Source organism: Pseudomonas sp. 09C 129 (assembly GCF_002843625.1).
Lineage (GTDB): Bacteria > Pseudomonadota > Gammaproteobacteria > Pseudomonadales > Pseudomonadaceae > Aquipseudomonas > Aquipseudomonas chlororaphis.
In genome coordinates this window covers 5,310,881-5,337,552 of sequence record NZ_CP025261.1, presented here as the reverse complement: position 1 = coordinate 5,337,552, position 26,672 = coordinate 5,310,881, and the positions used below count along the sequence as shown (strand labels likewise).

The following is a 26,672-nucleotide window of genomic DNA, read 5'->3' as shown; positions in this document are numbered from 1 at the left end:
GCGCGGGAATCAGGGGTTCTGTGTAAATACGGATTGTATGAACCGATGTTAATCTAGGCGGCTAGACACAAGATTCTCAGTGATGAGTGAAATTTTTAACTTTATTGGTACGAATGCATGAAGCAGGTTGTTCAGAATATGGCTAGCGGTGAGACGTCATTGGTTAATGCGCCTGCCCCGACTGTTCGTAGTGGCGCTTTACAGATCAACACGACCAATACGCTGATTTCTGCTGGCACGGAGCGCATGCTTGTGGGCTTTGGCCGGGCTAACTGGCTGGAAAAGGCCCGTCAGCAACCCGATAAGGTCCGTATGGTTCTGCAGAAGGTCCAGACCGACGGTTTGGCAACCACTGTAGAAGCCGTTCGCTCGAAGCTGGCGCAACCTTTGCCGCTGGGATATTGCAACGTCGGTGTTGTCGCGGCAGTAGGCAATCATGTTTCCGGTTTCAAACAAGGTGACAGAGTCGTTTCCAATGGTCCTCATGCCGATGTGGTGATCGTTCCGAAAAACCTCTGTGCCGTCATTCCGGATTCGGTCAGTGACGAAGCAGCGTCGTTTACCGTCCTGGCCAGCATCGGCCTGCAAGGTATCCGGCTGGCTCAGCCGACGCTGGGAGAGGCCTTTGTCGTCACCGGCGTTGGTCTGATCGGTCTGATGACTGTCCAGCTTTTGCGTGCCCAGGGCTGCCGTGTGCTTGCCATAGATTTTGATGACCAGAAACTGGCCCTGGCGCGTAGCTACGGTGCCGAAACCTGCAATCCGGGCAAGGGCGAGGATGCTGTTGCCGCCGGTATGATGTTCAGCCGTTCCAGAGGTGTTGACGGCGTTATCATTACCGCCTCCACCAAGTCGACTGATCCGGTCACCCAAGCCGCGCATATGTGTCGCAAGCGCGGGCGCATTGTGCTTGTAGGTGTCACCGGCCTGGAGCTGAATCGGGCCGATTTCTATGAAAAAGAACTGACATTCCAGGTTTCATGCTCCTACGGCCCAGGGCGCTATGACCCTACATATGAAGATCAGGGCAATGACTTCCCGATCGGTTTCGTTCGCTGGACTGAGCAACGTAACTTCGAGGCTGTGCTGGACATGCTTGCCAGTGGCCAACTGGAAGTCGATTCGCTGATTTCCCATCGTTTTGCCTTTGAAGACGCGGCAGATGCTTATCAGACGCTCACGGCGGATAATTCCGCGCTGGGCATCATCCTGCAATATTCTTCAAGTGCGGCTGAGCGCAACATCAAGAAAGTGGTGTTGGCACCGGAAGCGGTCGCGAGCTTCAACCCGGTCAAACCCGTGGTGGGTTTCATCGGTGCTGGAAACTACGCCTCAAGAATGCTGATTCCTGCTTTCAAGGCGGCAGGCGCGCAATTCCATACGATCGTGACCGCAGGTGGGATCAACGGAGTCATCCACGGCAGCAAGGCCGGATTTGCGGAAGCATCGACAGATATTGGGGCGATGCTGGGCAACGACCTGATCAATACCGTGGCGATTGTCACCCGTCACGATAGCCATGCTCGTTTTGTCGCTCAGGCGCTCGAGGCCGGCAAACACGTATTTGTCGAAAAACCATTGGCCATAGAAACCCAAGAGTTGGCGATGGTTGAGCAGGCCTATCAGAGTGCTGTCGAGAAGGGCCTCAAACCTCATCTGATGGTGGGCTTCAATCGACGTTTTTCGCCGCAAGTGCAGAAGATGAAAGCTTTGCTTGCAGCGGTAAAAGAGCCGAAATCCTTTGTCATGACGATGAATGCCGGCGCTATTCCCGCGAATCACTGGACACAGGACCCTGCGGTTGGCGGCGGACGTATTATCGGCGAGGCCTGCCACTTCATCGATCTGATGCGTTTCCTGGCCGGTAGCAAAATCGTTTCGATCCAGGCCCGTAGAATGGGCGATACGGACGCCTTGGAAATCACCGAAGATAAAGCTGCGATCATTCTGGGTTTTGAAGATGGTTCTTTCGGTACCATTCATTACCTGGCCAATGGCGCATCGAGCTTTCCAAAAGAGCGCGTGGAAGTCTTTGCCGCGGGCCGTGTCCTGCAACTGGATAACTTCCGTAAATTGAAAGGTTTCGGCTGGCCGGGCTTTAACAAGCTCAACCTGTGGAAACAGAACAAGGGGCAAAGCGAGTGTGCGGCTGCATTCCTTGCTGCCGTGGGGTCTGGCAAGGCGACGCCGATCTCCTCCGATGAAATCTTCGAAGTGGCGCGAGTGAGTATCGAGATTTCGCGGATCCTGCGTGAGCAATGAGCCTTTTTATTACTAAAGCCAGAACTGCCGCCGCGCTAGGGGGCGGCAATCTGGTTCGCGCATTGACGTATCGGCTTGGGGTCAAGACCGGGTTGAACCCTGTCAGACGTCTTTGCGCTGATATGCCTCAGGGGCCTTTTTTTGTGCCCAGTGCCAGACGCGCCAACTCATTGCCCGTCAATACCCAATGGGATACCCAGGCCCGCTATTACGGGTGTTGGGCCATTCCTGTTTCAGACAATGCGCCTGACTGGCACCTGAACCCGCTCAGTGGGATTCGGGTTCCGGATCCCGAAAGGGAGTGGTGGCGCATCCCTGACTTTGATGCAGCTGTTGGCGACATCAAGAATATCTGGGAAGCGTCGCGTCTAGACTGGACGCTGGCATTCGCTCAGCGAGCCTGCTCAGACGATGCCTCGCAGATGGAGCGGCTGAACCAGTGGTTGACGCACTGGTGCAAGAATAACCCTCCTTATTGCGGTCCGAACTGGAAGTGCGGTCAGGAGGCTTCCATTCGTGTTTTGCACCTGGCGATGACGGCGATCATTCTCGAGCAGTCGTCGACGCCGTTGCCTGGGTTGATGGAGCTTGTTCGACTGCATCTCAAGCGTATCGAGCCAACGCTGAGTTATGCGATGGCCCAGGACAACAATCACGGCACCTCTGAAGCTGCGGCCTTGTTTGTCGGTGGTAGCTGGCTGGCACTGTGCGATCATCCCGAAGGGCTGCGTTGGCAGCGATTGGGGCGTAGGTGGCTGGAGAACCGTGCTGCTCGATTGATTGAGCTGGACGGTAGTTTCAGCCAGTACTCGGTCAATTATCACCGGGTCATGCTCGATACCTTTTCCATGGTCGAGGTCTGGCGAGTCAAGGCCGGACTCGAGGCCTTCTCCGCAACCTTTCAATCCAGGATGCGGGCCGCTACGAATTGGCTATTTTCGCTGGTTGACGAGAGTTCCGGGGATGCGCCGAACATAGGGGCCAATGATGGCGCGCGGCTGTTGCCGCTGACGGACACTGACTACCGCGATTTCAGGCCGGCGGTTCAGTTGGCCATGGCGCTGTTCTGCGGAAAAAGAGCCTATGCGGCTCCAGGGGCGTGGGATTTGCCTTTGCAGTGGCTGCAACTGTCCGCGCCGTCGGCTGTTGTCGAGCGCCCGGCTAGCCAGCTGTTCGACCAGGGTGGATATGCACTGTTGCGACGCGTAGACACCCTTGCCGTGCTGCGTTATCCGCGCTTTCGTTTTCGACCCAGCCAGGCCGATGCCTTGCACGTGGATCTCTGGCGCTCGGGCCTCAATCTGCTGCGCGACGCAGGAACCTATAGCTATAACACCTCGGCTCAATGGCTGAGCTATTTCCCAGGTACCGTCAGCCATAACACCGTGCAATTCGACGGGCGTGACCAGATGCCAAGACTCAGTCGTTTCCTGTTTGGCGACTGGTTGCGTACGCGCAAGGTCGATGGTCTGGGCGATACACCGGAGGCCACTACCTGCGGTGCCAGCTATAGCGACAACGCTGGTGCCTCTCACACACGCCAGGTGCGTCTGAGCGATACCGGGTTACAGGTTCGGGATGAGATCAAAGGGTTCAAAGCCGGCGCGGTTCTGCGCTGGCGTTTGCAGCCTGGCGATTGGCAGATGTCGGATGGCGTATTGAGCAACGGTTCGCACCGGATATCGGTAACGGGCAGCATGTCGATTGTCCGGCAGGAGCTGGTTCAGGGCTGGGAGTCTCGTTACTACTTGCAGAAGACTGAAGTGCCGGTGCTTGAAATAGAAGTGGATTCGGCGGGTGTTTTGATTACGGAGTATCACTGGTAAACATGAAAATTCTTTATTTTCATCAGCATTTTTCCACTCCGAAAGGAGCGACTGGTATTCGTTCCTACGAAATGGCCCGTCGTCTGATTGCTCGAGGGCATCAGGTTTCCATGGTATGCGGTAGCTACGGCGGTGGGCAGACAGGGTTGGAAGGGCCTTTTGTCGGAGGGAAACGCAAGGGCACCGTCGACGGAATCGAAATCATCGAGTTCGATCTGGCGTACTCCAACAGTGATGGTCTGTTCACCCGTACACTCAGTTTCCTGAAATTTGCATTTCGCAGTATCGGCTTGGCGCTGACCGAGCGTTACGATCTGGTTTTTGCCACGACAACACCATTGACGGCAGGGATCCCCGGTATCTTTGCCCGCTGGTTGCGCAACAAGCCGTTTGTATTCGAAGTCCGCGATCTCTGGCCCGAACTCCCCAAGGCAATGGGCGTCATTCGCAACCCTCTGATTCTGTCTGCCATGTCGCTGCTTGAATGGGCAAGCTATCGTTCCGCTCACCGAGTCATCGGGCTTTCCCCGGGTATTGTCGACGGTATCGCCCATCGCGGTGTTGCACGCGATCGGATCACCATGATCCCCAATGGCTGTGACCTTGACATTTTTAATGCGCCCGCCGAGCCATGGCGGCCTGCCGGTGTGGAAAAAGATCAACTGATGGCGGTCTTTGCCGGTACCCACGGCGTTGCCAACAAACTGGATTCGGTACTGGATGCGGCGAAGGAACTGAAACTTCGCCAGCGTGACGATATCCGCCTGGTGCTGATCGGGCAGGGCAAGCTGAAGCCGGCGCTGCAGCAGCGAGCGGCCAGGGAAGGGCTGGATAATGTGATCTTTCACGATCCGGTGAACAAAGCGAAGTTGTCCGGTCTGATGGCCAGCGCAGATCTTGGCTTGCAGTTGCTCGCCAATGTTCCTGCTTTCTATTACGGCACCTCACCCAACAAGTTTTTCGACTACATTGCTTCGGCATTGCCTGTTCTGAATAACTATCCAGGCTGGCTGGCCGAAATGATCAGCAAGGAAGATTGCGGTTTTGTCGTGCCGCCGGAAAACCCATCGCTGTTCGCCGATGCCCTGATACAGGCCGCCGATGTCCGTGAAGAACTCAAGGCCAAAGGCCTGAGAGGTCGTGAGCTGGCGGTCAGAGAGTTCGATCGTCGTAAGCTGGCGGATCGATTTGTCGATTGGCTGGAGGGTGTGGCCTGATGATCAAGCGTGGGTTCGATCTGCTTGCTTCGATACTGGGCCTGTTGCTGCTGGCACCGGTCATGGCGATAGTCGCCTGGCAGATCCGCAAGAAACTTGGTTCGCCCGTGTTGTTCCGCCAGGTCCGGCCGGGCAAGGAGGGCAAGCCCTTCGAGATGGTCAAGTTCCGTACGATGCGCGATGCTCATGACGCGAAGGGCAATCCACTGCCGGATTCGGAGCGCATGACGCCGTTCGGCAGCTTCCTGCGTTCGAGCAGCCTGGATGAGCTGCCTGAACTGTGGAATGTGTTGAAGGGCGATATGAGCCTGGTAGGGCCTCGACCTCTGCTGATGGAGTATCTGCCGCTCTATAATAGCGAACAGTATCGTCGCCATGAGGTGCGTCCGGGTGTGACCGGCTGGGCCCAGATCAATGGACGGAACGCCTTGGAGTGGGAAGAAAAATTCAATCTGGATGTCTGGTATGTGGATAACCAGTCGTTATGGCTGGATCTGAAGGTCATCTTCCTGACGATCAAGAAGGTCGTTATCCGTGATGGTATTAGCGCGGAAGGCGAAGTCACCGCCGCCAAGTTTACCGGGACCAAGCGATGAACCGGCTGGCAGTGCTGGGAGCCAGCGGGCATGGCAAGGTCGTTGCTGATACGGCTGAGTGCTGTGGCTGGAAAATTGTCGAGTTTTTTGACGATGCCTGGCCCGAGCGGCGACGCAATGGTGCCTGGGATGTCGTGGGTGATACCGCGGCGCTTCTGGCCAATCTGGATCACTATGACGGTGTGATTGTCGCGATCGGCAATAATCGTATTCGTCAGGCCAAGCTTGCTCAGCTCAAGGCGGTGGGTGCCAGGCTGATAAGCCTGTTGCATCCTGGCTGTACGTTCAGCCGGTATGCCAGCCTCGGTGAAGGGTCGGTTGTGTTTGCCGCGGCTGTGGTGAATGCTGATGCGATCGTTGGCGCGGGGGCCATTCTAAATACAGGTTGTAGCGTCGATCATGATTGCCGCCTGGGCGACTGTGTACATATCAGCCCTGGTGCCCGGCTTGCCGGTGGCGTATCGGTGCAGGATCTGAGCTGGGTAGGTATTGGTGCCAGTGTGCGGCAGCTTGTGAACATTGGGGCGCAAGTCATGATCGGTGCCGGCGCGGCAGTGATCAAAGACGTGCCGGACAACGTTATCGTCGCAGGCGTGCCTGCCCGGATAATGGGGCCCGGTGTTTAAAGCACCCCCCCGCTTTTTGTAGACAGCAGGAGCTCATGAAGAGCTCTCCATATTTTCGAATGAAAACTGACGGGTATTGGTTGTGTTGAATACACCTTTTTCTCCCTGGCCTTCCTTTTCCGACGAAGAGGCCAATGCTGTACGTGATGTGATCCTGTCCAACAAAGTCAATTACTGGACCGGCACGCAAGGACGTGAGTTCGAAAAGGAATTCGCGGCATGGACGGATACTCAATACGCCATTGCGCTCGCTAACGGCACGGTCGCCCTGGACCTGGCCCTTAAGGCTCTGGGGATTGGCGCCGGTGACGAAGTGATCGTTACCTCGCGTACGTTCCTGGCATCGGTGTCCAGCATCGTCAATGCCGGAGCGACTCCAGTTTTCGCCGATGTGGATCGCGATTCGCAAAACTTCACCGCGCAGAGTATTCGTGCCGTAATGACTCCTCGTACCTGCGCGGTCATCTGTGTGCACCTGGCTGGCTGGCCTTGTGACATGGACCCGATCATGGCCCTGGCGCAGGAGTTCGATCTCAAGGTGATCGAGGACTGCGCGCAGGCCCATGGGGCCCTGTACAAAGGGCGTCCCGTCGGTTCGATCGGTCATGTCGGTGCCTGGTCTTTCTGTCAGGACAAGATCATGACCACGGGTGGCGAGGGCGGCATGGTCACCACCAACGATCGCCAGTTGTGGGCAGACATGTGGGCCTTCAAGGACCATGGCAAGAGCTGGGAGGCTGTCTATGAGCGCGAGCATCCACCAGGTTTCCGCTGGGTGCACGAAAGCTTTGGCACTAACTGGAGGATGCTGGAAGTCCAGGCCGTGATTGGCCGGATTCAACTCAAGCGCATGACCGATTGGCAGGCAAGCCGTCTGCAGAATGCACAGCAGATTTGGGATTGTGCTCGCCAATTGAATGGTCTGCGTACTCCAGCCATACCCGAAGGCAGCGTTCATGCGGCCTACAAGTGCTATGTGTTCGTGGAACCGCAACAGCTCAAGGACGGGTGGGACAGGGACCGTATTCTCGCGGAGATTACAGCGCGGGAGGTCCCGGTATTCTCCGGCTCCTGCTCCGAGGTCTATCTGGAAAAAGCCTTCGACAATACTGACTGGCGCCCCACGACTCGTTTGCCGATTGCTCGAGAGCTGGGTGAAACCAGCCTCATGTTCCTGGTACACCCTACGCTGAAGGCATCTGAAATCGAGAAAACGTGCTCGGTGCTCAAAGAGGTCATGCAACTGGCCGCGCGGTAACTATCAGCCAACGGTGTGCGGTGGGGCGGTTTCTGCTCCCTGCACAAAAAGAATTCGGCTGCTGGGCTGTAAAGCGGGTTTGCCTGTTGTCATAAAATGGAACTTCTTGGGATCACCCAGTGTGGCACCAGATATATTTCAGGAGTAATAGAGGTGTTCAAGGTGTTATGGATAAGTTGAGAGCCTTTTTACTGGGATTAACGCGCCGGCAAAAGCGTGCCTTTCAGGTGGTGACTGACGTTGTCCTCGTCTGGTTCGCCCTCTGGATGGCTTTTGTCGTTCGTTTAGGCGTCGATGAGCTGGTCAATCCCTTTGCTGATTACCTCTGGTTATTTTTGAGTGCCACTGTTGTCGCCATCCCATTGTTCATACGCTTCGGCATGTACCGCGCCGTCATGCGTTATTTCGGCAACGATGCGCTGATTACCATTATCAAGGCTGTCAGCCTGTCGGCGCTCATTCTCGCCCTGATCGTGTATTGGAGCAGCAGCCGTCAACCGCTGGTACCCAGATCGATAATCTTCAACTATTGGTGGCTAAGCCTAGTGATGATCGGCGGGTTGCGTCTCGCGATGCGCCAGTACTTCCTGGGCGACTGGTTCACGGCCGCGCAGCATGTTCCCTTTACTAGCCGGGATGACGGTTTGCCGAAGGTGGCCATTTACGGCGCCGGTGCAGCGGGTAACCAGTTGGTCGCCGCTTTGCGGATGGGCCGCCTGATGCGCCCGGTGGCATTCATCGACGATGACAGCAATATTGCCGAGCGAGTGATTTCCGGGCTGCACGTCTATAAGCCCAAACATATTCAGCAAATGATCGATGTGACCGGTGCTCAGCAGATCCTGTTGGCGATCCCTTCTGCAAATCGTACGCGCCGCCGAGAGATCCTGAGTTTTCTAGAGGGGTTCGGCCTGCACGTGCAGAGTGTGCCGGGCTTTATGGATCTGGCGAGCGGACGGGTCAAGGTCGATGATATTCAAGAAGTCGATATTGCCGACCTGTTGGGGCGCGACTCGGTCCCCCCCCAGGAAGAGTTGCTCGAGCATTGCATCAAGGAGCAGTCGGTACTGATCACGGGGGCCGGTGGCTCGATCGGTTCGGAACTGTGCCGTCAGATTCTTGCGTTGCGCCCGACCACGATGCTGCTCTACGAGCACAGTGAGTTCAATCTTTATAGCATCTTGCAAGAGCTCGAACAGCGTATCGTGCGCGAGTCGCTGTCCGTGAAGTTGCTGCCCATCCTGGGGTCTGTGCGTAATCAGGAAAAGTTGCTCGACATCATGCAAACCTGGCATGTGGATACGGTGTATCACGCCGCAGCCTACAAGCATGTCCCCATGGTCGAGCACAATATTGCTGAAGGCCTGTTGAATAATGTGATGGGCACATTGAGCACGGCGCAGGCCGCTCTTCGTGCGAATGTCGCGAACTTCGTGCTGATTTCTACGGATAAAGCGGTACGCCCGACGAATGTCATGGGCAGTACCAAACGTCTGGCCGAAATGACGCTGCAGGCTCTGAGTCGTGAGGTAGCTCCAGTATTGTTCGGAGAGCACGCCAATGTTTCCCGGGTGAATAAAACCCGCTTTACCATGGTGCGTTTTGGCAATGTGCTGGGTTCTTCCGGCTCGGTCATTCCGTTGTTTCACAAGCAGATCAAGTCCGGTGGACCGCTGACCGTCACGCATCCCCGTATCACGCGTTATTTCATGACTATCCCGGAAGCTGCCCAGTTGGTGATCCAGGCGGGCTCCATGGGGCAGGGGGGGGATGTGTTTGTGCTGGATATGGGCGAGCCGGTCAGGATTGTCGAACTGGCCGAGAAGATGGTTCATCTGTCCGGGTTGAGTCTGCGTTCCGAAAAGAATCCCCACGGCGACATAGCCGTCGAGTTCACTGGACTGCGGCCGGGCGAAAAGCTTTACGAAGAACTGTTGATCGGCGACAACGTCGTGGCGACACAGCATCCAATGATCATGAGCGCCAACGAAGACTATCTGCCTTGGGATGTATTGAAGGCCAGGCTGGGTGAATTGCTGTTGGCAGTCGACCAGGATGATTACTCAAGAGTCCGGCAACTGTTGCGTGACACGGTCAGTGGCTACACTCCGGATAGCGAGATTGTCGACTGGATTTATCAACAGCGTCGTCTCGAGCCTTAGTTGCACCGATAAAGCCCCTCGCCCGCCAGAAAGCTTTCTGTCTGGCGCTGAGGGGCAGTTACACCAACCGGCATTACCCGTATTCTTGTTGTACTTACACGGAGCGAGCGCCGCCGGGATGGCCACCATCCTGACCCGTCTGAAAAAACGTTCTGCTCTGCAACTACAAAAATAAAAAACATATTGAAGTGGTCAGCCGGGACCGCAGTCTGGTTCCAGACTTCGCTGCCACGACATGCCGTTGGAGTCGACACCTTGAACTTTCAAGCATCGTCTGACCTATGGTTTCCTTGGATTGGACTTTTGTGGTCGCTACCGATCATGGCGATCCTCTCGCTGGCGGTGACCGGTGTTTTTCTTCGTTATGCGCTTACTCAAAGGCTGATGGAGATTCCGAACGCACGCAGCTCCCATTCCATTCCTACACCGCGTAGTGGCGGAGTAGGCATTGTCCTGACCTTCCTTATTGCCTTGCCCTTGGCCGGAATGCTTGGCGCTATCAGCCAGAATCTGGTCTGGAGCCTGTCAGGCGCTGGTGCTGGCATTGCTTTGCTCGGGTTTATGGACGATCACCGGCCTATTGCAGCCCGCTGGCGTTTGCTCGGACATTTTGCGGGTAGTCTCTGGGCGTTGTTCTGGCTGGGAGGATTGCCGGCGCTCGAGGTGTTCGGCATGACGCTGGAGCTTGGCTGGATCGGGCATGGGCTGGCGGTGGTGTATCTGGTCTGGATGTTGAACCTCTACAACTTCATGGATGGCATCGATGGGATTGCCAGTGTCGAAGCCGTGACATCCTGCCTGAGCATTTGTCTGATCTATTGGTTGTCGGGATATGACGAGCTGATCTGGCCGCCGTTGCTGCTTGCCACCTCCGCTCTGGGTTTCCTGTACTGGAATTTCCCGCCGGCGAAAATCTTCATGGGTGATATCGGCAGCGGTTTCCTGGGGATTGTGCTGGGTATTCTTTCACTGCAGGCCGCCTGGAGAAGCGCCGATTTCCTGTGGGTATGGTGCATTTTGCTCGGGGTGTTCATCGTTGATGCGACCTTTACCTTGATCCGGCGTTTTTTACGTGGAGAGCGTATCTATGAAGCTCATCGCAGCCATGGTTATCAATTCGCTTCACGCCAACTGGGAAGTCATTTCCCGGTGACCTTGGGCGTTGCATTGATCAACCTTCTCTGGCTGTTACCCATCGGTCTGTGCGTCGCCATGCAGAAGCTTGACGGAGGACTGGGGGTAATCATGGCCTATGTACCTTTGCTCATCCTGGCGGTGAAGTATCGGGCCGGTGAGTCGGAACACCGAGCAGATGGATGAGGCTTTACTATTACATAAGCTGTAATTAATCCCTTTTTGACAGTGCATCACCATGACCTAAGTTTGAGGGGCAGCTTCGGAAAAGCTGCATCTCTATCAACGGTGTCATGGAGTGTCACTTATGCGTGCAAATTATTTCTATTCCTTGCTTTTTGCCCTGCTGACTAGCGCCTCTATCAGTGTAATTGCTGCTCCCGCGTCGAAACAGGAGGCAGCAAGCACGGCGCCAGTCGTGACTGCGGCTGTTGCCCCACAAACTGCCACGGTCGATATCAACAAGGCTGATGCGGCTACGTTGCAGCGTGAGTTGTTGGGAGTCGGTGAGGTAAAAGCCAAGGCAATTGTTGCATATCGTGAAACTAATGGAGCTTTCTCGTCAGTGGACGAACTGCTCGAGGTCAAGGGAATCGGCAAGGCGATTCTGGAAAGCAACCGGGACAAATTGAAGGTCAACTGACGCTTCAATTCATGCGCAAGGCCGATCACTGATCGGCCTTGCGTTTTTCGGGCCCACCATAAGCAAGGTTGTGCCATTCAATGTTATCTATCGTATCGATAGAATTATGATCGTAATATTTTATTAAATTATGACTATAATCAAACCGCTTCCCAAGCAGCGTATCAATTCCTTGTCTTTCCCTTCTCAAGCACTTTTCTGGAGAGCCGTCATGAATTCGATTTCCCCCAGGGGGCTGGCACTTGTCACCGGTGCTTCATCTGGCATCGGTGCGGTTTATGCCGAGCGGCTGGCCGCTCGTGGTTACGATCTGTTGCTGGTTGCACGCGATGAGCAGCGCCTGCAAGCCGCCGCGACCCGGTTACGGGCCGAACACAAGGTGCAGGTTGAAGTGTTGAAGGCCGATCTGACGCTCCAGGTCGATATGCTGAAGGTCGAGCAGCGCTTGCGCTCCGACTCGAGCATCAGTCTGTTGCTGAACAATGCCGGTATCGCGGCTGACGGAAGCCTGGCCGTTGCCGACACCGATCAGTTGGAGGCAATGATCCAGTTGAATGTGGTTGCGGTCACTCGTCTGGCTGCTGCGGCCGCCGGCAGCTTTTCGGCGGCGGGAAGAGGAGCGATCATCAATATCGCTTCGGTGGTGGCGCTGATTCCCGAGCGTTTTAATGCGACCTACAGCGCGACCAAGGCCTATGTCCTGAGCCTGACTCAATCGCTTGCTGCGGAATTGGACGGTAAGGGTGTGCAGGTCCAGGCGGTATTACCTGGGGTGACCCGCACTGAGATCTGGGAGCGCTCGGGCATCGACGCCCAAGGGATTCCAGCCGAGATGATCATGGAAGCCACCGAGATGGTAGATGCGGCTCTGGCCGGTTTTGACCAGGGTGAGTTGATCACCATTCCCTCGCTACCTGACTCGGCTGACTGGGAGGCCTTTGTAGCTGCGCGTTTTGCCCTGGGGCCGAACCTGTCGAAAAGCAGTGCGGCTGCTCGCTACAAATAACGGTGTCGAGGCGGGAGGTTGGTGGAGATCACTCCGCCTGACCATCCTGTTTTTTCAGATGCTCGCGTGTTACCTCCAGTATCCGTTTGGCCAGGTCGGGGTTCTCGACACTGCGCGACAGCACCAGGGCCCCGACCAGGGTCGACATGATCACCAGGCTCTGGTCGGCGGCATTTTCTCCTTCGAGACTGGCCTCTACCTGTGCAAGTCGTGCATTGAGCACCGCATCAGTGGTGGGGCTGGCTTGCCCGCGCAGGCCCAGCTCCGATGACATGGTGGGCAGCGGGCAGCCTTCACCGGGGGAGGTCTGGTGCCACTCGGACAGGTAGCTGTCGATAAAGGCCGGCAGGGGTTGTTCCTGGGCAAATAGCGTGGCGCAGTGCGCATCGAGTTCTTCCGCCGCGGCCTGCAGGGCTTTTTCGACCAGTTCGTCCTTGGATTTGAAATGCGAGTAAAAACCGCCATGGGTCAGGCCCAGGGCTTTCATCAATGGTTGCAGGCCTGTCGCCCCGATACCGTCGCGCCGAAAGCGCTCGGCGGCCTCCTTGATGATGCGTTGATGGGTTTGGGCTTTATGGTCGTGCGAGTAACGCATCGGGGAAGTCTCCACAGCTAGGGAGTCATCTTACCCAAGGTTGATGGAAGGGGGATTGCACTATTAACCCCGGAAACCTCATTTTTTCCTACTGAATGGCTAGAAAGACATGGTTCGTCAGTGAGCCAAGTATCAGTTGGCATGAATAGTGATTATTGGATATCCATAGATTGTTCAACAATCGCAAGGCGATATTCATGAGCAACGTACTGTCCCTGGCCGATCAGATAACCCTCGAATTACGTGCCGATATCATCGGCGGTCGCTTGCTGCCGGGCATGGCCCTGGTGGAAAACGATCTGGTCTGCGCCTATAACGCCTCGCGCAACACCATTCGCGAGGCCTTGCATCGCCTGGGGCAGGAAGGCCTGACCCGCTACACACGCAATAAAGGCGTCACGGTGCGCAGGCTGGGCATCGATGAAGTGCGGGATCTGTTCCAGGTGCGCCGTACCCTGGAGTTGCAGGCCATTGCCTCCAGCAAACCGCTGCGCGACTACCAGTCCGACCGGATGCTCGAGGCTATCGAGGCCAGCGAACTCGCCCGCGAGCGCGAGGACTGGCGCTCGGTGGGCACCCACAGCCTGGCCTTTCATCAACACATCGTTGGTCTGATGCGCAGCCCCTTGTTCGATGAGTTCTTCACCAACGTCGTGGCGCAGATGCGCCTGGTGTTTTGTGCCGCCCCTGACGAGCAGCATTTTCAATCGCCCTGGCTGGCCCGCGACCGGCAGATCCATGACTTGCTCGCCGCTGGCGACAAGCAGGCCGCCAGCGAAACCCTGGCGGTTTACCTGGACGATTCCGAACGGCTGCTGCTCGACATCCTCAGCCACTCTTCCCGCCACTGATCGAGGATTTCAACCATGTACAAAGACTATCCCGCGGCTTATCAGGTCAGCAAAGGTTCGGCCCTGCAGGTGGACACGGTCTTTTATGAGCGGGTCCGTGACAGCAAGGACCAGCGCACCTTGATCGAGCAATTCGAAGTGCCGATCCGTACCGGGCGCGCCTGGCATGTGCCGGCCGGGCATGTGTTCCGGGTGACCACGCCGGCCGGCCCGCAGGTCGGGGACTTCAACGTCTGGAATGCCAACGATCCGCGGGAGCGTCTGTGGGCGGCGCGCACCCGGCAGTTGCAGGGCGCGCATGTCAGTACCCATGACCGGTTGTGGTCGAACCTGCCGTTTTTGCGGCCACTGGTGACCATCACCGATGACAGCCTGGCCGGTTACGGGATCGACGAGCATGGCGGGCGCTTGCACGACCTGCTCGGCACGCGCTGCGATCCTTACGTGAACCGCATGCTCACCGGGGAGGACTTCCATCACCATTGCCATTCCAACCTGACGCGCGCGGTCCTGCCCCACGGCCTGACCGAGTTCGATGTGCATGACGTGCTGAACATCTTCCAGTGCACCGGGCTCAATCATGACGACATGTACTTCATGAAGGCCTGCCCCGCGCAGAAGGGCGATTACCTGGAGTTCTTTGCCGAAATCGATCTGTTGTGCGCGTTGTCGAGCTGCCCGGGTGGCGATCTGTCGCTGCCCATGTGGGGCCCAGAGGCTCAGGACCCACTCAGCGTCTGTCGGCCGTTGGGTGTGGAGATCTACCGGCTCGACGAGGCATTGCTCGAAGGCTGGAGCCAGCCTGAGCGGGCGGCCTACAAAGGTTTGCATGGCCTGCACATCGCCAAGGCTGCCTGGGAGAAATAGCGCTGCCGGCCGCAGGGGCGGATAAAAAAGCCCCGCCATTTCGAGAAGGGCGGGGCTGTTCGATCGGGTTATCCAGTCAGCGGTCCTGCGCGTCCTTGGCGTCCGCTTCCGCGTTGCGTTCAGCAACGCGCTTGCGTTGCTCATCGGTCAGTTCCACCTTGTTGGCGGTGTCGCGCAACATCATCAGACCGCCAACGATCGAGCCGATTGCAACGACCAGAATCAACCAGGCATACCAGGGCATAGGGCTCTCCTTGAGGGCATACCGGCGGGCGAGGAGTTTCGCCCGTCAAGTTGCCATACCACTTCGAGTTACAGCGTTCCGCAGTGGTTCCATTGTAGGCCTGATCTGCCCCGGCAACCTCTCTTGCATCAATCTTCTCGAAGGTCGCATTCGGCCATGCAAGCCAACTACAGAGAGATGCCATCCCCTCGGAGCCCGGTCAGCATTGCATCCGCCGGCGCATCGGCGCGCAGTTGCGCGGTCAGTTGGAAATAGATGAAACCGGCCACCATGAAACCGAGGAAAATCAGGCCGATCAGGCTGTTGAACCAGGCCATCGCCACCAGGCAGACCACGGCCAGTGTCAGGGCAATGGCGGGGACCAGCGGGTAGCCCGGTGCGCGGAAGGTGCGTTCCAGGTGCGGCTCGGCCTTACGCAACTTGAACAGGCTGAGCATGCTCATGATGTACATCACGATGGCGCCGAATACGGCCATGGTGATCATCGCCGCAGTCAGGGTCATGCCTCCCAGGTTGATCAGGCCATCGCTGTAGATGGCGGCGATGCCGATCAGGCCGCCGGCGATGATGGCGCGGTGCGGCGTCTGGAAGCGTGACAGCTTGGCCAGCGACGCCGGCAGATAGCCGGCGCGGGCGAGGGCGAAGAACTGCCGCGAGTAGCCAAGAATGATGCCGTGGAAACTCGCCACCAGGCCGAACAGGCCGATCCACACCAGCATGTGCAGCCAGCCGGAGTTGTCCCCGACCACGGCTTTCATCGCCTGGGGCAGCGGGTCGTTGATGTTCGACAGGGTGCGCCAGTCGCCCACGCCACCGGCGAAGAACATCACGCCCATGGCCAGCAGCACCAGGGTCAGAATGCCGCTGATGTAGGCCTTGGGGATGGTGCGTTTCGGGTCCTTGGCTTCTTCGGCAGCCATGGCCGCGCCTTCGATGGCGAGGAAGAACCAGATGGCGAACGGAATCGCCGCGAACATCCCGGCAATCGCCGGCGCGCCGAAGGTGTCCGAGCCCGCCCAGCCGTTGAGGGCGAAGTGGCTGAAGCTGAAGGCCGGCGCGACCACACCCATGAACACCAGCAGTTCCGCCACCGCCAGTACGCAGACCACCAATTCGAAGGTGGCGGCGAGTTTGACCCCGAGGATGTTCAGCCCCATGAACACGATATAGGCGCCGACCGCCGCATGCTTCGGGTCCAGGGCCGGGAACTGCACATTCAGGTAGGCACCGATCGCCAGAGCGATGGCCGGTGGCGCGAAGACGAATTCGATCAGGGTCGCCAGCCCGGCGATCAGCCCGCCTTTTTCACCGAAGGCCCGGCGGCTGTAGGCAAAAGGGCCACCTGCATGGGGAATGGCGGTGGTCAGTTCGGTGAAGCTGAAGATGAAACAGGTGTACATGGCCGCGACCATGAGCGAGGTCAGTAGAAAGCCCAGGGTGCCGGCGACGCCCCAGCCATAACTCCAGCCGAAGTATTCCCCGGAGATCACCAGCCCGACCGCGATCCCCCATAAATGCAGCGTGCCCAGCGTTGGTTTGAGTTGTGTGTTCATGCGTGGCTCCCGGAACGGAATGAAATGCTCGGGACTGCTCATTGCACCGCTCATGCCAGAGCGAAAACGGCCGTCGTAAAGCGCAAAAAGCTGTCGTATCGAGGATGTTTCCAGTTGTTTCGGGGTCGAAGGCGCCTGGGTTGGTGCACAGTCGTGCAACAGAGGAGGGCGGTGGAGCCTGGAGGCGCGCGATCGCGAGCAGGCTCGTTTCTACGTGCATCGTGCTTTTCCGGTGCAGCAGCAAACCGGCTGGCGATCCCTCCCCCTGGCCACGCCGATGGCCGGTGTAAATCCCGCGTAAAGCCTTTCTTTACGCTTTCTTTATGCGTCGCCCACGCCCTCGATCTCGTTCCTTTACAGCCTCCCTGCGGACAATGCCCCACACGCGGCGATTGCCGTACGACGGAGAGATTCCATGAGCGTTCTGGACGGGGTGTCCCTGCTGCTGGCAGTGGGGCTGTTCATCTATCTACTGGTTGCGCTGTTGCGCGCGGATCGGAACTAGGAGCGGCTATGCACAGTTATGACTATTGGCTGATCCTCGGCTTCTTTGCCTTGGTGCTGCTGCCCGCGCCTTTCCTGGGGCGGTTCTACTACAAGGTAATGGAGGGCCAGCGCACCTGGCTGACGCCGCTGTTGGGGCCGGTCGAACGCGCTTGTTACCGGCTTTCGGGCGTCGATGCGCAAAGCGAACAGAGCTGGCAGAAATACACCCTGGCCCTGCTTGCGTTCAACCTGGCCGGCTTCTTGTTGCTGTTCACGATTCTGTTGTTCCAGGACCATCTGCCGCTCAACCCGCAGAACCTGCCGGGGCAGGAGTGGACGCTGGCATTCAACACTGCGGTCAGTTTCATGACCAACACCAACTGGCAGTCCTACAGCGGTGAAGCCTCCCTGAGCTACCTGAGCCAGATGATCGGCCTGACTGTGCAGAACTTCGTCAGCGCCGCCACCGGTTTGGCGGTGCTGGTTGCACTGTGTCGTGGCATCGGCCGCAAGTCGACCAAGACCCTGGGCAACTTCTGGGTCGACATGACCCGTGCCACCCTCTACGGCCTGCTGCCGCTGTGCCTGCTGCTGGCATTGTTCCTGGTCTGGCAGGGCGTCCCGCAAACCTTCGCCCAGTATGTCCACGCTGTGACCCTGCAAGGTGTCGATCAGGTGATTCCATTGGGCCCGGCCGCCAGCCAGATCGCCATCAAGCAACTGGGCACCAACGGCGGGGGCTTCTTTGGCGTCAACTCGGCGCATCCGTTCGAGAACCCGACGGCCTGGAGCAACCTGTTCGAGGTGGCCTCGATCATCCTGATCCCGGTGGCCCTGGTGTTCACTTTCGGCCACTACGTCAAGGATCTGCGCCAGAGCCGGGCGATCATCGCCTGCATGCTGGCGCTGTTCCTGATCGGTGGCGCGACCTCGCTGTGGGCCGAGTACCAGCCCAACCCGACCCTGAACAACGTCGCGGTCGAGCAGACCGCACCGCTCGAGGGCAAGGAAGTGCGTTTCGGGACCACCGCCACCGTGCTCTGGTCGGTGACCACCACCGCGGCCTCCAACGGTTCGGTCAACGGCATGCATGACAGCCTCAGTCCGCTGAGCGGCATGGTCGCGCTGATCAACATGATGGTCGGCGAGGTGATCTTCGGCGGCGTCGGCGCGGGCCTCTACGGCATGTTGCTGAACGTGCTGATCGCGGTCTTCCTCGCCGGCCTGATGATCGGGCGCACCCCGGAATACCTGGGCAAGAAGCTGCAGGCCAAGGAAGTGCAGTTGCTGGTGGTGACGCTGATGGTGATGCCGGTCGGCGTGCTGGTACTGAGCGCCATCGCCGCGAGCCTGCCGGGGCCGGTGGCGGCGGTGAGCAACCCTGGCGCCCACGGTTTCAGCCAGTTGCTGTACGCCTACACCTCGGCCAGCGCCAACAACGGTTCGGCCTTCGCCGGCCTGGGCGCCAACACCCCGTTCCACAACCTGATGCTGGGCCTGGGCATGTTGATCGGCCGCTTCGGCTACATCCTGCCGGTGCTGGCTCTGGCTGGCAGCCTGGCGCTGAAAAAGACCGCGCCGGTCGGCCAGAACAGCTTCCCGACCCATGGTCCACTGTTCGTCACGCTGCTGACCATGACCATTTTGCTGGTGGGCGGACTGACCTTTTTGCCGACCCTGGCGCTGGGCCCGATTGCCGACCACTTGAGCTTGGCTGCCTTTGGAATGAAGGGCTGAGGACTTAATGATGAATATGCATGTTCCTGCTTCCAAGAAGGCTGTAACCGAAATGCCCGGCGCTAAAACCGCGGCTTCGAAACACACTGCTGCCGAACAACAGAAAACCTCGATCGCAGCCCTGTGGCGTCCGGCGCTGGTACAGGCCTTCGTCAAGCTCGACCCACGCCAGTTGCAACGTTCGCCGGTGATGCTGGTGGTCGAGCTGACTGCGATCCTGACCACGGTACTGTGCCTGGTGCCGGATACCGCGGTGCCGACCTTCGTCGCCGCGCAGATCGCCCTCTGGCTGTGGTTCACCGTGCTGTTCGCCAACTTCGCCGAAGCCCTGGCCGAAGGCCGTGGCAAGGCCCGCGCCGACAGTCTCAAGGCCGGCAGCGAGGGCCTGAGTGCACGCCTGAAAAAGGCCAATGGCAATTTCCAGGTGATCCCTGCCGCCAATCTGCGCAAAGGCGACGTGGTGCGGGTCGAGGCCGGGGAAATGATCCCCGGTGACGGTGAAGTCATCGAAGGCATTGCTGCGGTCAACGAAGCGGCGATCACCGGCGAGTCGGCACCGGTCATCCGCGAGTCCGGCGGCGATCGCTCGGCGGTGACCGGCAATACCCGGCTGGTGTCCGACTGGTTGCTGGTGCGTATTACCAGCAATCCGGGCGAATCGACCCTCGATCGCATGATCGCCCTGGTGGAAGGCGCCAAGCGCCAGAAGACCCCGAACGAAGTGGCCCTGGATATCCTGCTGATCGGCCTGACCCTGATCTTCCTGATCGTGGTCGTGACCCTGCAGCCGTTCGCCCACTTTGCCAATGGCAGCCTGCCGCTGGTGTTCCTGGTGGCGTTGCTGGTGACCCTGATTCCGACCACCATCGGTGGCCTGCTGTCGGCTATCGGGATCGCCGGGATGGACCGCCTGGTGCGGCTGAACGTGATCGCCAAATCCGGTCGTGCCGTGGAAGCGGCGGGTGACGTGCATGTCCTGCTGCTGGACAAGACCGGCACCATCACCTTCGGTAACCGTCGTTGCGCGGCCATCCACGCAGCGCCCGGGGTCAACCACCAGGAAATGGCCGAGGCGACCTTGCTGGCCTCGCTGGCGGACGACACGGCGGAAGGCAAATCCATCGTCGAATACCTGCGCGGGCTTTATCCACAGCCCGAGCCGGGCGCCGAAATGCTGACCGCGGTGCCATTCAGCGCGGAAACCCGGCTGTCCGGTGTCGACTATCAGGGGCGGGTCTATCGCAAGGGCGCGGTGGATTCGGTGCTGGCCTTCGTTGGTCTGCAACGTGGCGAGCTGGCCCCGGCGCTGTCCCGGGAAATCGACAAGATCGCCCAGAGTGGCGGCACCCCGCTGCTGGTGTGCGCCGAGGGCAAGCTGCTCGGCGCCATTCACCTCAAGGACGTGGTCAAGCCCGGTATCCGCGAGCGTTTCGCCGAGTTGCGCAAGCTGGGGATCCGTACCGTGATGGTGACCGGCGACAACCCGCTGACCGCCGCCGCCATTGCCGCGGAGGCCGGGGTGGATGACGTGCTGGCCGAAGCCACGCCGGAGAAAAAGCTGGCGCGCATTCGCCACGAGCAGAACGACGGTCGCCTGGTCGCCATGTGCGGCGACGGCGCCAACGACGCCCCGGCGCTGGCCCAGGCCGACGTCGGCATGGCAATGAACGATGGCACCCAGGCGGCGCGCGAAGCGGCGAACATGGTCGACCTCGACAGCGACCCGACCAAGCTGCTGGACGTGGTGCAGATCGGCAAGGAGCTGCTGGTGACTCGTGGCGCCCTGACCACCTTTTCCATTGCCAACGACATCGCCAAGTACTTCGCGATCTTGCCGGCGCTGTTCGCGGCGATTTATCCACAGCTCGGCGTGCTCAATGTCATGCAACTGAGCAGCCCGCAGAGCGCGATCCTTTCGGCGATCGTGTTCAACGCCCTGATCATCGTCGTGCTGATTCCGCTGGCCCTGCGCGGGGTGCGGGTGCAGGCGGCCAGCGCGGCCCATCTGCTGCGCCGCAACCTGCTGATCTATGGCCTGGGCGGGATCCTGGTGCCGTTCCTGGGCATCAAGCTGATCGACATGCTGCTGACGGCTTTGCATCTGGTGTAACCGCATCCCTGGAGGAGCGGGCCTGCTCGCGAGGTGCTGTCACTGAAGCACTGCCGACAGGCTGGCTCCTACAGCGTTTGGGGTGAGTTTGTTAACCGAATCGAGGATTTGATGATGTCCACAGTATTGCGTCCGGCCTTGAGCCTGATTGTGTTGATGACCCTGATCACTGGCGTGGCCTATCCGCTGGTGGTCACCGGTGTAGCCCAGGTGGCGTTCCCGAAACAGGCCAATGGCAGCCTGGTGCTCGATGGCGTGGGCCAGGTCCGTGGTTCGGCCCTGATCGCCCAGGATTTCAGCGGCGACAGCTGGTTCCACCCGCGTCCATCGGCGGGGGGCTTTGCCACGGTATCCAGCAGCGCGAGCAACCTGGCGCCGAGCAACCCGGCCCTGGCCAGCCGTGTGATCGACGACGCCAACAAGCTGGCGGTGCCAGGGCAGGGGCCGGTACCGCTGGCACTGCTGACGACTTCGGGCAGCGGCCTGGATCCGCACTTGCCACCGGCAGCGATTAACTATCAACTGGCGCGGGTCGCGGCGGCGCGCAACCTGCCGGTCGCCACGTTGCAGCAACTGGTGGATTCCCATGTCGAGCAGCCTCTGATCGGCCCGCCGGTGGTGAATGTGCTGGCCTTGAACAGGGCGTTGGAAAAGCTCGCCCTGTAGCCAGCTGCTACAAGTTTGTATGTCGATGATTTGAGTCCAGAGAGAACAATGCATGAGTGATTCCGGCCGCGCCGACGCCCTGTTAGCCGATCTGTCCCATGACGGCCGCGGCCGCCTCAAGGTCTTCCTTGGCGCCGCCCCGGGCGTCGGCAAGACCTACGCCATGTTGCAGGCGGCGCACACGCAATTGCGCCAGGGGGTGACGGTCCTGGCCGGGGTGGTGGAAACCCATGGCCGGGCGGAAACCGAAGCCTTGCTCGGCGGTTTGCCGCAACAGCCGCTGGTGCGTTCCGAATACCGCGGGGTCATGCTCGAAGAGATGGACCTCGACGGCCTGCTCAAGGCCAAGCCCAAGCTGGTATTGGTGGATGAACTGGCCCATACCAACGCCCCCGGCAGCCGGCACGCCAAGCGCTGGCAAGATGTTCAGGAACTGCTGGCGGCCGGTATCGACGTCTTCACTACGGTCAACGTGCAGCATCTGGAAAGCCTCAACGATCAGGTCCGCGGCATTACCGGGGTGCAGGTCCGCGAGACCCTGCCCGACTGGGTGCTGCAGGAAGCCTACGAGTTGCTGCTGGTGGACCTGCCGCCGCGAGAACTGCTGGAGCGCCTGCGCGAAGGCAAGGTGTATGTGCCGGAGCAGGCCCGGGCGGCGATCGATGCGTTCTTCACCCAGACCAACCTCACCGCGCTGCGCGAGCTGGCGATGCAGGCCGCGGCGGCGCAGGTCGACGACGATCTGGCCCAGGGGTATCGCAAGCTCGGGCAGGCCGCGCCGGCGGTGCGCGGACGCTTGCTGGTAGGGGTCGATGGCGATGCCCAGGCCGAGCGCCTGGTGCGTCATGCCAGCCATGTCGCCCGGCGGCGGCATCTGCCCTGGAGCCTGGTGCATGTGGATGACGGCCGGGTGCCTGACGAGCAAGCTCGCCAGCGCCTGCAAAGTGCCCAGCAACTGGCCGAGCGCCTGGGCGGCGAGGTGGTCCTGCTGCGGGCCGGCGAGGTGGCCAAGACCCTGATCCAGCATGCCGCGGAGCGGCGCGCCAGCCTGGTGCTGGTGGGGCAGTCACGCAAACGCCTGCGCCGCCGTTTGTTCGGCGGCGGCCTGGCGGCGCGCCTGCTGCGCAACGCCCAGGGCCTGGAAATCAACGTGCTCGACAGCGAGGACGAACCCGGCCAGCCGCGCCTGCGGGTGGAGCGTTCGCTGGTCTGGTTCGACTACGCCCTGGCGGTCCTGGCGACGGTCCTGGCTTCGGGGCTGTCGTGGGCGGTGGCGAGCGTGCTGGCGTTGCCGAACATCTCCCTGGTGTTCCTCGCCGCGGTGCTGCTGGTGGCGGTGCGCAGCAGTCTCGGGCCGGCACTGGTGTGCGCGGCGTTGTCGTTCCTGACCTACGATTTCCTGTTCATTCCGCCGACGTTCTCCTTCGCCATCCAGCGCGAGGAAGACGTGCTGACGCTGCTGTTCTTCCTGTTGATGGCGGCCCTGACCGGCAACCTGGCGGCGCGCCAGCGTCGGCAGTTGCAGGCATTGCGCGACACCCAGGAAGAAACCAGCGAGCTGTTGGACCTGTCGCGCAAGCTCACCGCCGCCACCGACCGGCAGGCGGTGATCAGTGCCGCGGCGCAGCACCTCAATGGCTGGAAGGAACTGCAACTGTGCCTGCTCAATCGTGACGGGCAGGGTGGCTGGAAGGTCGAGACGGGTGGGCCCTTGCAGTTTTCCGAGTCCGAACGGGCCGCCGCCGACTGGGCCTGGCAACACGATCAACCGGCCGGGATGGGCACCGGAACCCTGCCTTTCGGGCGCTGGTGGTGGTGGCCGTTATCCGTCGACGAGGGCCCGCTGGGCTTGCTTGGAGTCTGTCCGAAAGAAGGCGAGGAGCTCAACGCTCAGCGTCGTCGCCTGTTGAGTGCCTTGAGCCAGCCCCTGGCCCAGGCTTTGGCCCGGGCACAGTTGGCCGAGGATCTGGAAGCGGCGCGTCTGCACGGCGAAACCGAGCAATTGCGCAGTGCGCTGCTGGCCTCGGTGTCCCATGACCTGCGTACCCCCTTGACCTCGATGCGCGGCAGCATCGACAGCCTGTTGGCGCTGGGGGAGGCGATCCCCCTGGAAGACCGTCGCGAACTGCTCGAAGGCACGCGGGATGAGGCCGAGCGCCTGGATCGCTACATTCAGAATCTGCTGGACATGACTCGTCTTGGCCATGGCTCGTTGAAGCTGGCGCGAGACTGGGTGGCGCCGGCCGATATCGTTGGCAGCGCGCTGAATCGCCTGCGAGTGGTGCTGGCGCCGCTGCGGGTCAGCACCGAATTGCCGGCCGAACTGCCGTTGCTGTTCGTGCATGCGGCGCTGATCGAACAGGCGCTGATCAATGTCCTGGAAAACGCCGCGCGCTTTTCACCGGCCAACGGCCGTTTGCAACTGAGTGTCGGGACCCGCGATACCGAGTTGCTGTTTGCCGTGAGCGACGAGGGGCCGGGAATTCCAGTGGAAGATCGGCCGCGGATTTTCGACATGTTCTACACCGCGGCACGGGGCGATCGCGGCGGGCAGGGCACCGGCCTGGGGCTGGCGATCTGTCAGGGCATGGTCGGTGCCCATGGCGGGCGCATCACGGTGGGCGAGGGGATCGATGGGCGTGGTACCTGCATCACCTTGTGCCTGCCGCTGCAGGCGCAACCCGAGCTTGAAGGAGAGGCCTGAGTGCCGGTAAAAAGCGTCAACCCAACGAGGCCAGGAGGGCCGCATATGTTCTTTACGATCCACAGCCTCGCCTGCGCTACTCTTGCGCCACTTATTTGTCTTGAAGCGAAACCATGAGCCAGACCGCGACCATCCTGGTCATCGATGACGAGCCGCAGATCCGTAAATTCCTGCGCATCAGCCTGGTGTCCCAGGGCTACAAAGTGCTTGAAGCCGGCACCGGCAACGAAGGCCTGGCCCAGGCGGCGCTGAACAAGCCGGACTTGCTGGTGCTCGACCTCGGCCTGCCGGATATGGACGGCCAACAGGTGCTGCGTGAGTTTCGCGAGTGGTCGGGTGTACCGGTGCTGGTGTTGTCGGTGCGGGCCAGCGAGGGGCAGAAGGTCGAAGCGCTGGACGGTGGCGCCAACGACTACGTGACCAAGCCCTTTGGCATCCAGGAGTTCCTGGCGCGTATTCGAGCGCTGTTGCGCCAGGCGCCCGTCGGCGAAGCGCAGGAAGCAGCCCTGGATTTCGGCCCGCTGACCGTGGACCTGGCGTATCGCCGGGTACTGCTCGACGGTGCCGAAGTGGCGCTGACGCGCAAGGAATACGCCGTGCTGGCGCAACTGGCGCGGCACCCGGGGCGGGTGATCACCCAGCAGCAACTGCTCAAGGATATCTGGGGGCCGACGCACACCGAGGACAGTCACTACCTGCGTATCGTGGTCGGGCATCTGCGGCAGAAGCTGGCGGACGATCCGACCCGGCCACGCTTTATCGTGACCGAGGCCGGGGTGGGGTACCGGTTGCTGGGGGCGCAGGAGTGAGCGGGCTCGCGGCCCTCTTTCAGTTCAGTTCGTTCTCGTAGCGGTCCAGGGTGTCGCTGGCAATTTCCCGTCCCAGTGCGATCAGTTCCGGAGCCTTGTAGAACTCGAAGAAGCGGCACACCCGCTTGGGTACGTTGATCAGGATGTCCGGCGGGTAGCCGGCGATCTTGTACTGGGCCAGCGAGGTCTGCATGACCTCGAAGCTCTGGTTGATCAGGTCCAGCAGGGAAGCGGGGCCGACGTTATCGATAATGAACGAGCCGGTGGCCGATTTTGGGGCGCCATCGGTTTCCGGAGCCGCGGCCGGTTGCTGGGCCTCGGGCTCGGCGGATTCGATCCAGGGGTTGCCGATGTCGGCTGCCTCGCTGCGCAGCGCTTCCTGTTCGAGCAGCAGCAGTTGTTCGGCTTGCTTGCGGCGAAAGGGCAGGTGCGAGCCCAGGGAGTTGATCAGGCTGTCGAAGCGGCTCTTGAAGGCGGCGGGGCGCTGGATCACCGGCAACTGGTAACGACGCTGGTTAGTCGAGTTGAGGTTGACGGCGATGATCAGGTCGCAGTGGCTGGAGACCACCGGCACGATGGGCAGCGGGTTGAGCAAGCCGCCGTCCACCAGCATGCGATTGCCTTGCATGACCGGGGTGAACAGGCTGGGGATCGCCGCCGAAGCCCGCATGGCCTGGTGCAGGCAGCCTTCCTGGAACCAGATTTCCTGCTGGTTGGTCAGGTCAGTGGCCACGGCGGTGTAAGGGATGCGCAGGTCTTCGATGTTGATTTCGCCGACGATCTTGCGGATCTGGCCGAATACTTTCTCCCCGCGTATCGCCCCCAGGCGAAAGCTGACATCCACCAGCCGCAGCACATCCAGATAGTCCAGGCTTTCGATCCAGCTGCGGTAGTCGTCCAGTTTGCCGGCGGCGTAGATACCACCGACCACCGCTCCCATGGAACAGCCCGCGACACAGGCAATGTCGTAACCACGTCTTTCGATTTCCTCAATCACCCCGATGTGGGCGTACCCCCGGGCACCACCAGAGCCCAGGACCAGTGCGACACGCTTCTTCATGACTCGATCCTTCGCCAGACAGGTTTCCACAATGCACCCATCGAGGGTCTCGGTTCAATCACTGACGGCCTCTGCGGGCCCTGGATAGAGGGATTTTTTCCAGTGTTTTGCCGCATGGGGTTATGCTCGCGCGGCTATATTTTCCCTGACGAGCCAAGGCACTTTTAGTGGCGGCGATCGTCTTACGTTCACGATTGTTTTTATTGTTCGCAATTGCTTCTTATCGTTCACGACTGTTTCCCCCCCTACCTTGAGGTGTC

At 59.9% G+C, this 26,672-nt stretch carries 22 protein-coding genes; 18 read left to right on the top strand and 4 right to left on the bottom strand.

What is annotated here, in order from left to right; translation table 11 throughout:
- The first annotated feature begins 117 nt into the window (after nt 1-117).
- The 10 genes from CXQ81_RS23665 (at nt 118) to CXQ81_RS23620 (ending at nt 12,730) form a co-directional block, all read left to right on the top strand.
- Nucleotides 118-2,262 carry a bi-domain-containing oxidoreductase gene (locus CXQ81_RS23665; RefSeq protein WP_101338729.1) on the top strand — a complete coding sequence of 715 codons (2,145 nt, stop codon included), beginning with the start codon at nt 118-120 and terminating at the stop codon, nt 2,260-2,262.
- The gene (locus CXQ81_RS23660; RefSeq protein ID WP_101338728.1) at nt 2,259-4,088 is read left to right on the top strand and encodes a heparinase II/III-family protein; all 1,830 of its coding nucleotides are present in this window, start codon (nt 2,259-2,261) and stop codon (nt 4,086-4,088) included. Before CXQ81_RS23665 ends, CXQ81_RS23660 begins: the two co-directional genes overlap by 4 nt.
- Nucleotides 4,089-4,090: 2 nt before the next feature.
- Entirely contained in the window at nt 4,091-5,305 is a 1,215-nt protein-coding gene (locus CXQ81_RS23655) for a glycosyltransferase family 4 protein (RefSeq protein WP_101338727.1), read from the top strand.
- Nucleotides 5,305-5,901, top strand: a complete 597-nt coding sequence (locus CXQ81_RS23650) for a sugar transferase (protein ID WP_101338726.1) — start codon at nt 5,305-5,307, stop codon at nt 5,899-5,901. Before CXQ81_RS23655 ends, CXQ81_RS23650 begins: the two co-directional genes overlap by 1 nt.
- The gene (locus CXQ81_RS23645; protein ID WP_101338725.1) at nt 5,898-6,527 is read left to right on the top strand and encodes an acetyltransferase; all 630 of its coding nucleotides are present in this window, start codon (nt 5,898-5,900) and stop codon (nt 6,525-6,527) included. Before CXQ81_RS23650 ends, CXQ81_RS23645 begins: the two co-directional genes overlap by 4 nt.
- 82 nt (nt 6,528-6,609) lie before the next feature.
- Nucleotides 6,610-7,785, top strand: a complete 1,176-nt coding sequence (locus CXQ81_RS23640; RefSeq protein ID WP_101339474.1) for a DegT/DnrJ/EryC1/StrS aminotransferase family protein — start codon at nt 6,610-6,612, stop codon at nt 7,783-7,785.
- Between the two features lie 167 nt (nt 7,786-7,952).
- On the top strand, nt 7,953-9,947 hold the full coding sequence (locus tag CXQ81_RS23635) for a nucleoside-diphosphate sugar epimerase/dehydratase (protein ID WP_009044988.1): 1,995 nt from the start codon (nt 7,953-7,955) through the stop codon (nt 9,945-9,947).
- Between the two features lie 321 nt (nt 9,948-10,268).
- Nucleotides 10,269-11,267, top strand: coding sequence for a glycosyltransferase family 4 protein (locus CXQ81_RS23630; RefSeq protein ID WP_371860911.1), 999 nt, complete (start codon nt 10,269-10,271; stop codon nt 11,265-11,267).
- Between the two features lie 121 nt (nt 11,268-11,388).
- Nucleotides 11,389-11,724: a helix-hairpin-helix domain-containing protein gene (locus CXQ81_RS23625; RefSeq protein WP_101338724.1), complete on the top strand. Its 336-nt coding sequence runs from the start codon at nt 11,389-11,391 to the stop codon at nt 11,722-11,724.
- 211 nt (nt 11,725-11,935) lie between these two features.
- Nucleotides 11,936-12,730, top strand: coding sequence for an SDR family oxidoreductase (locus tag CXQ81_RS23620; RefSeq protein WP_101338723.1), 795 nt, complete (start codon nt 11,936-11,938; stop codon nt 12,728-12,730).
- Between the two features lie 28 nt (nt 12,731-12,758).
- Here CXQ81_RS23620 and CXQ81_RS23615 read toward each other — a convergent pair whose 3' ends face one another.
- On the bottom strand, nt 12,759-13,325 hold the full coding sequence (locus CXQ81_RS23615; RefSeq protein WP_101338722.1) for a TetR/AcrR family transcriptional regulator: 567 nt from the start codon (nt 13,323-13,325) through the stop codon (nt 12,759-12,761).
- 197 nt (nt 13,326-13,522) lie between these two features.
- Here CXQ81_RS23615 and CXQ81_RS23610 point away from each other — a divergent pair, with 197 nt between their 5' ends.
- Both CXQ81_RS23610 and CXQ81_RS23605 read left to right on the top strand, forming a co-directional pair.
- Nucleotides 13,523-14,176, top strand: a complete 654-nt coding sequence (locus CXQ81_RS23610; protein WP_007931348.1) for a GntR family transcriptional regulator — start codon at nt 13,523-13,525, stop codon at nt 14,174-14,176.
- Nucleotides 14,177-14,191: 15 nt separating this feature from the next.
- Nucleotides 14,192-15,043: a DUF1989 domain-containing protein gene (locus CXQ81_RS23605; protein WP_101338721.1), complete on the top strand. Its 852-nt coding sequence runs from the start codon at nt 14,192-14,194 to the stop codon at nt 15,041-15,043.
- Between the two features lie 76 nt (nt 15,044-15,119).
- On the opposite strand, the gene CXQ81_RS23600 is transcribed toward CXQ81_RS23605, so the two are convergent.
- The gene (locus CXQ81_RS23600; protein WP_007931351.1) at nt 15,120-15,287 is read right to left on the bottom strand and encodes a DUF2897 family protein; all 168 of its coding nucleotides are present in this window, start codon (nt 15,285-15,287) and stop codon (nt 15,120-15,122) included.
- 167 nt (nt 15,288-15,454) lie between these two features.
- The gene (gene eat / locus CXQ81_RS23595; protein WP_101339472.1) at nt 15,455-16,840 is read right to left on the bottom strand and encodes an ethanolamine permease; all 1,386 of its coding nucleotides are present in this window, start codon (nt 16,838-16,840) and stop codon (nt 15,455-15,457) included.
- A 415-nt stretch (nt 16,841-17,255) separates the two neighbouring features.
- On the opposite strand from eat, the gene kdpF reads away from it, so the two are divergent.
- The 6 genes from kdpF (at nt 17,256) to CXQ81_RS23565 (ending at nt 25,352) form a co-directional block, all read left to right on the top strand.
- Complete coding sequence (kdpF, locus tag CXQ81_RS23590; RefSeq protein WP_007899818.1) at nt 17,256-17,345, top strand: K(+)-transporting ATPase subunit F; 90 nt, start codon at nt 17,256-17,258, stop codon at nt 17,343-17,345.
- Nucleotides 17,346-17,353: 8 nt separating this feature from the next.
- Complete coding sequence (kdpA, locus tag CXQ81_RS23585; protein ID WP_007931354.1) at nt 17,354-19,063, top strand: potassium-transporting ATPase subunit KdpA; 1,710 nt, start codon at nt 17,354-17,356, stop codon at nt 19,061-19,063.
- 10 nt (nt 19,064-19,073) lie between these two features.
- Nucleotides 19,074-21,173: a potassium-transporting ATPase subunit KdpB gene (kdpB, locus tag CXQ81_RS23580; RefSeq protein WP_178081083.1), complete on the top strand. Its 2,100-nt coding sequence runs from the start codon at nt 19,074-19,076 to the stop codon at nt 21,171-21,173.
- Nucleotides 21,174-21,287: 114 nt separating this feature from the next.
- Nucleotides 21,288-21,839 (top strand): potassium-transporting ATPase subunit KdpC, encoded by a 552-nt coding sequence (gene kdpC, locus CXQ81_RS23575; RefSeq protein WP_101339470.1) that lies wholly within the window; start codon nt 21,288-21,290, stop codon nt 21,837-21,839.
- A gap of 52 nt (nt 21,840-21,891) precedes the next feature.
- Nucleotides 21,892-24,543, top strand: coding sequence for a sensor histidine kinase KdpD (locus tag CXQ81_RS23570; protein WP_101338720.1), 2,652 nt, complete (start codon nt 21,892-21,894; stop codon nt 24,541-24,543).
- A 113-nt stretch (nt 24,544-24,656) separates the two neighbouring features.
- Nucleotides 24,657-25,352, top strand: coding sequence for a response regulator (locus CXQ81_RS23565; RefSeq protein ID WP_009044976.1), 696 nt, complete (start codon nt 24,657-24,659; stop codon nt 25,350-25,352).
- Nucleotides 25,353-25,371: 19 nt separating this feature from the next.
- Here the strand turns inward: CXQ81_RS23565 and CXQ81_RS23560 are convergent, their stop codons facing one another.
- Nucleotides 25,372-26,412, bottom strand: a complete 1,041-nt coding sequence (locus CXQ81_RS23560) for a patatin-like phospholipase family protein (RefSeq protein WP_007931359.1) — start codon at nt 26,410-26,412, stop codon at nt 25,372-25,374.
- Between the last annotated feature and the right edge of the window lie 260 nt (nt 26,413-26,672).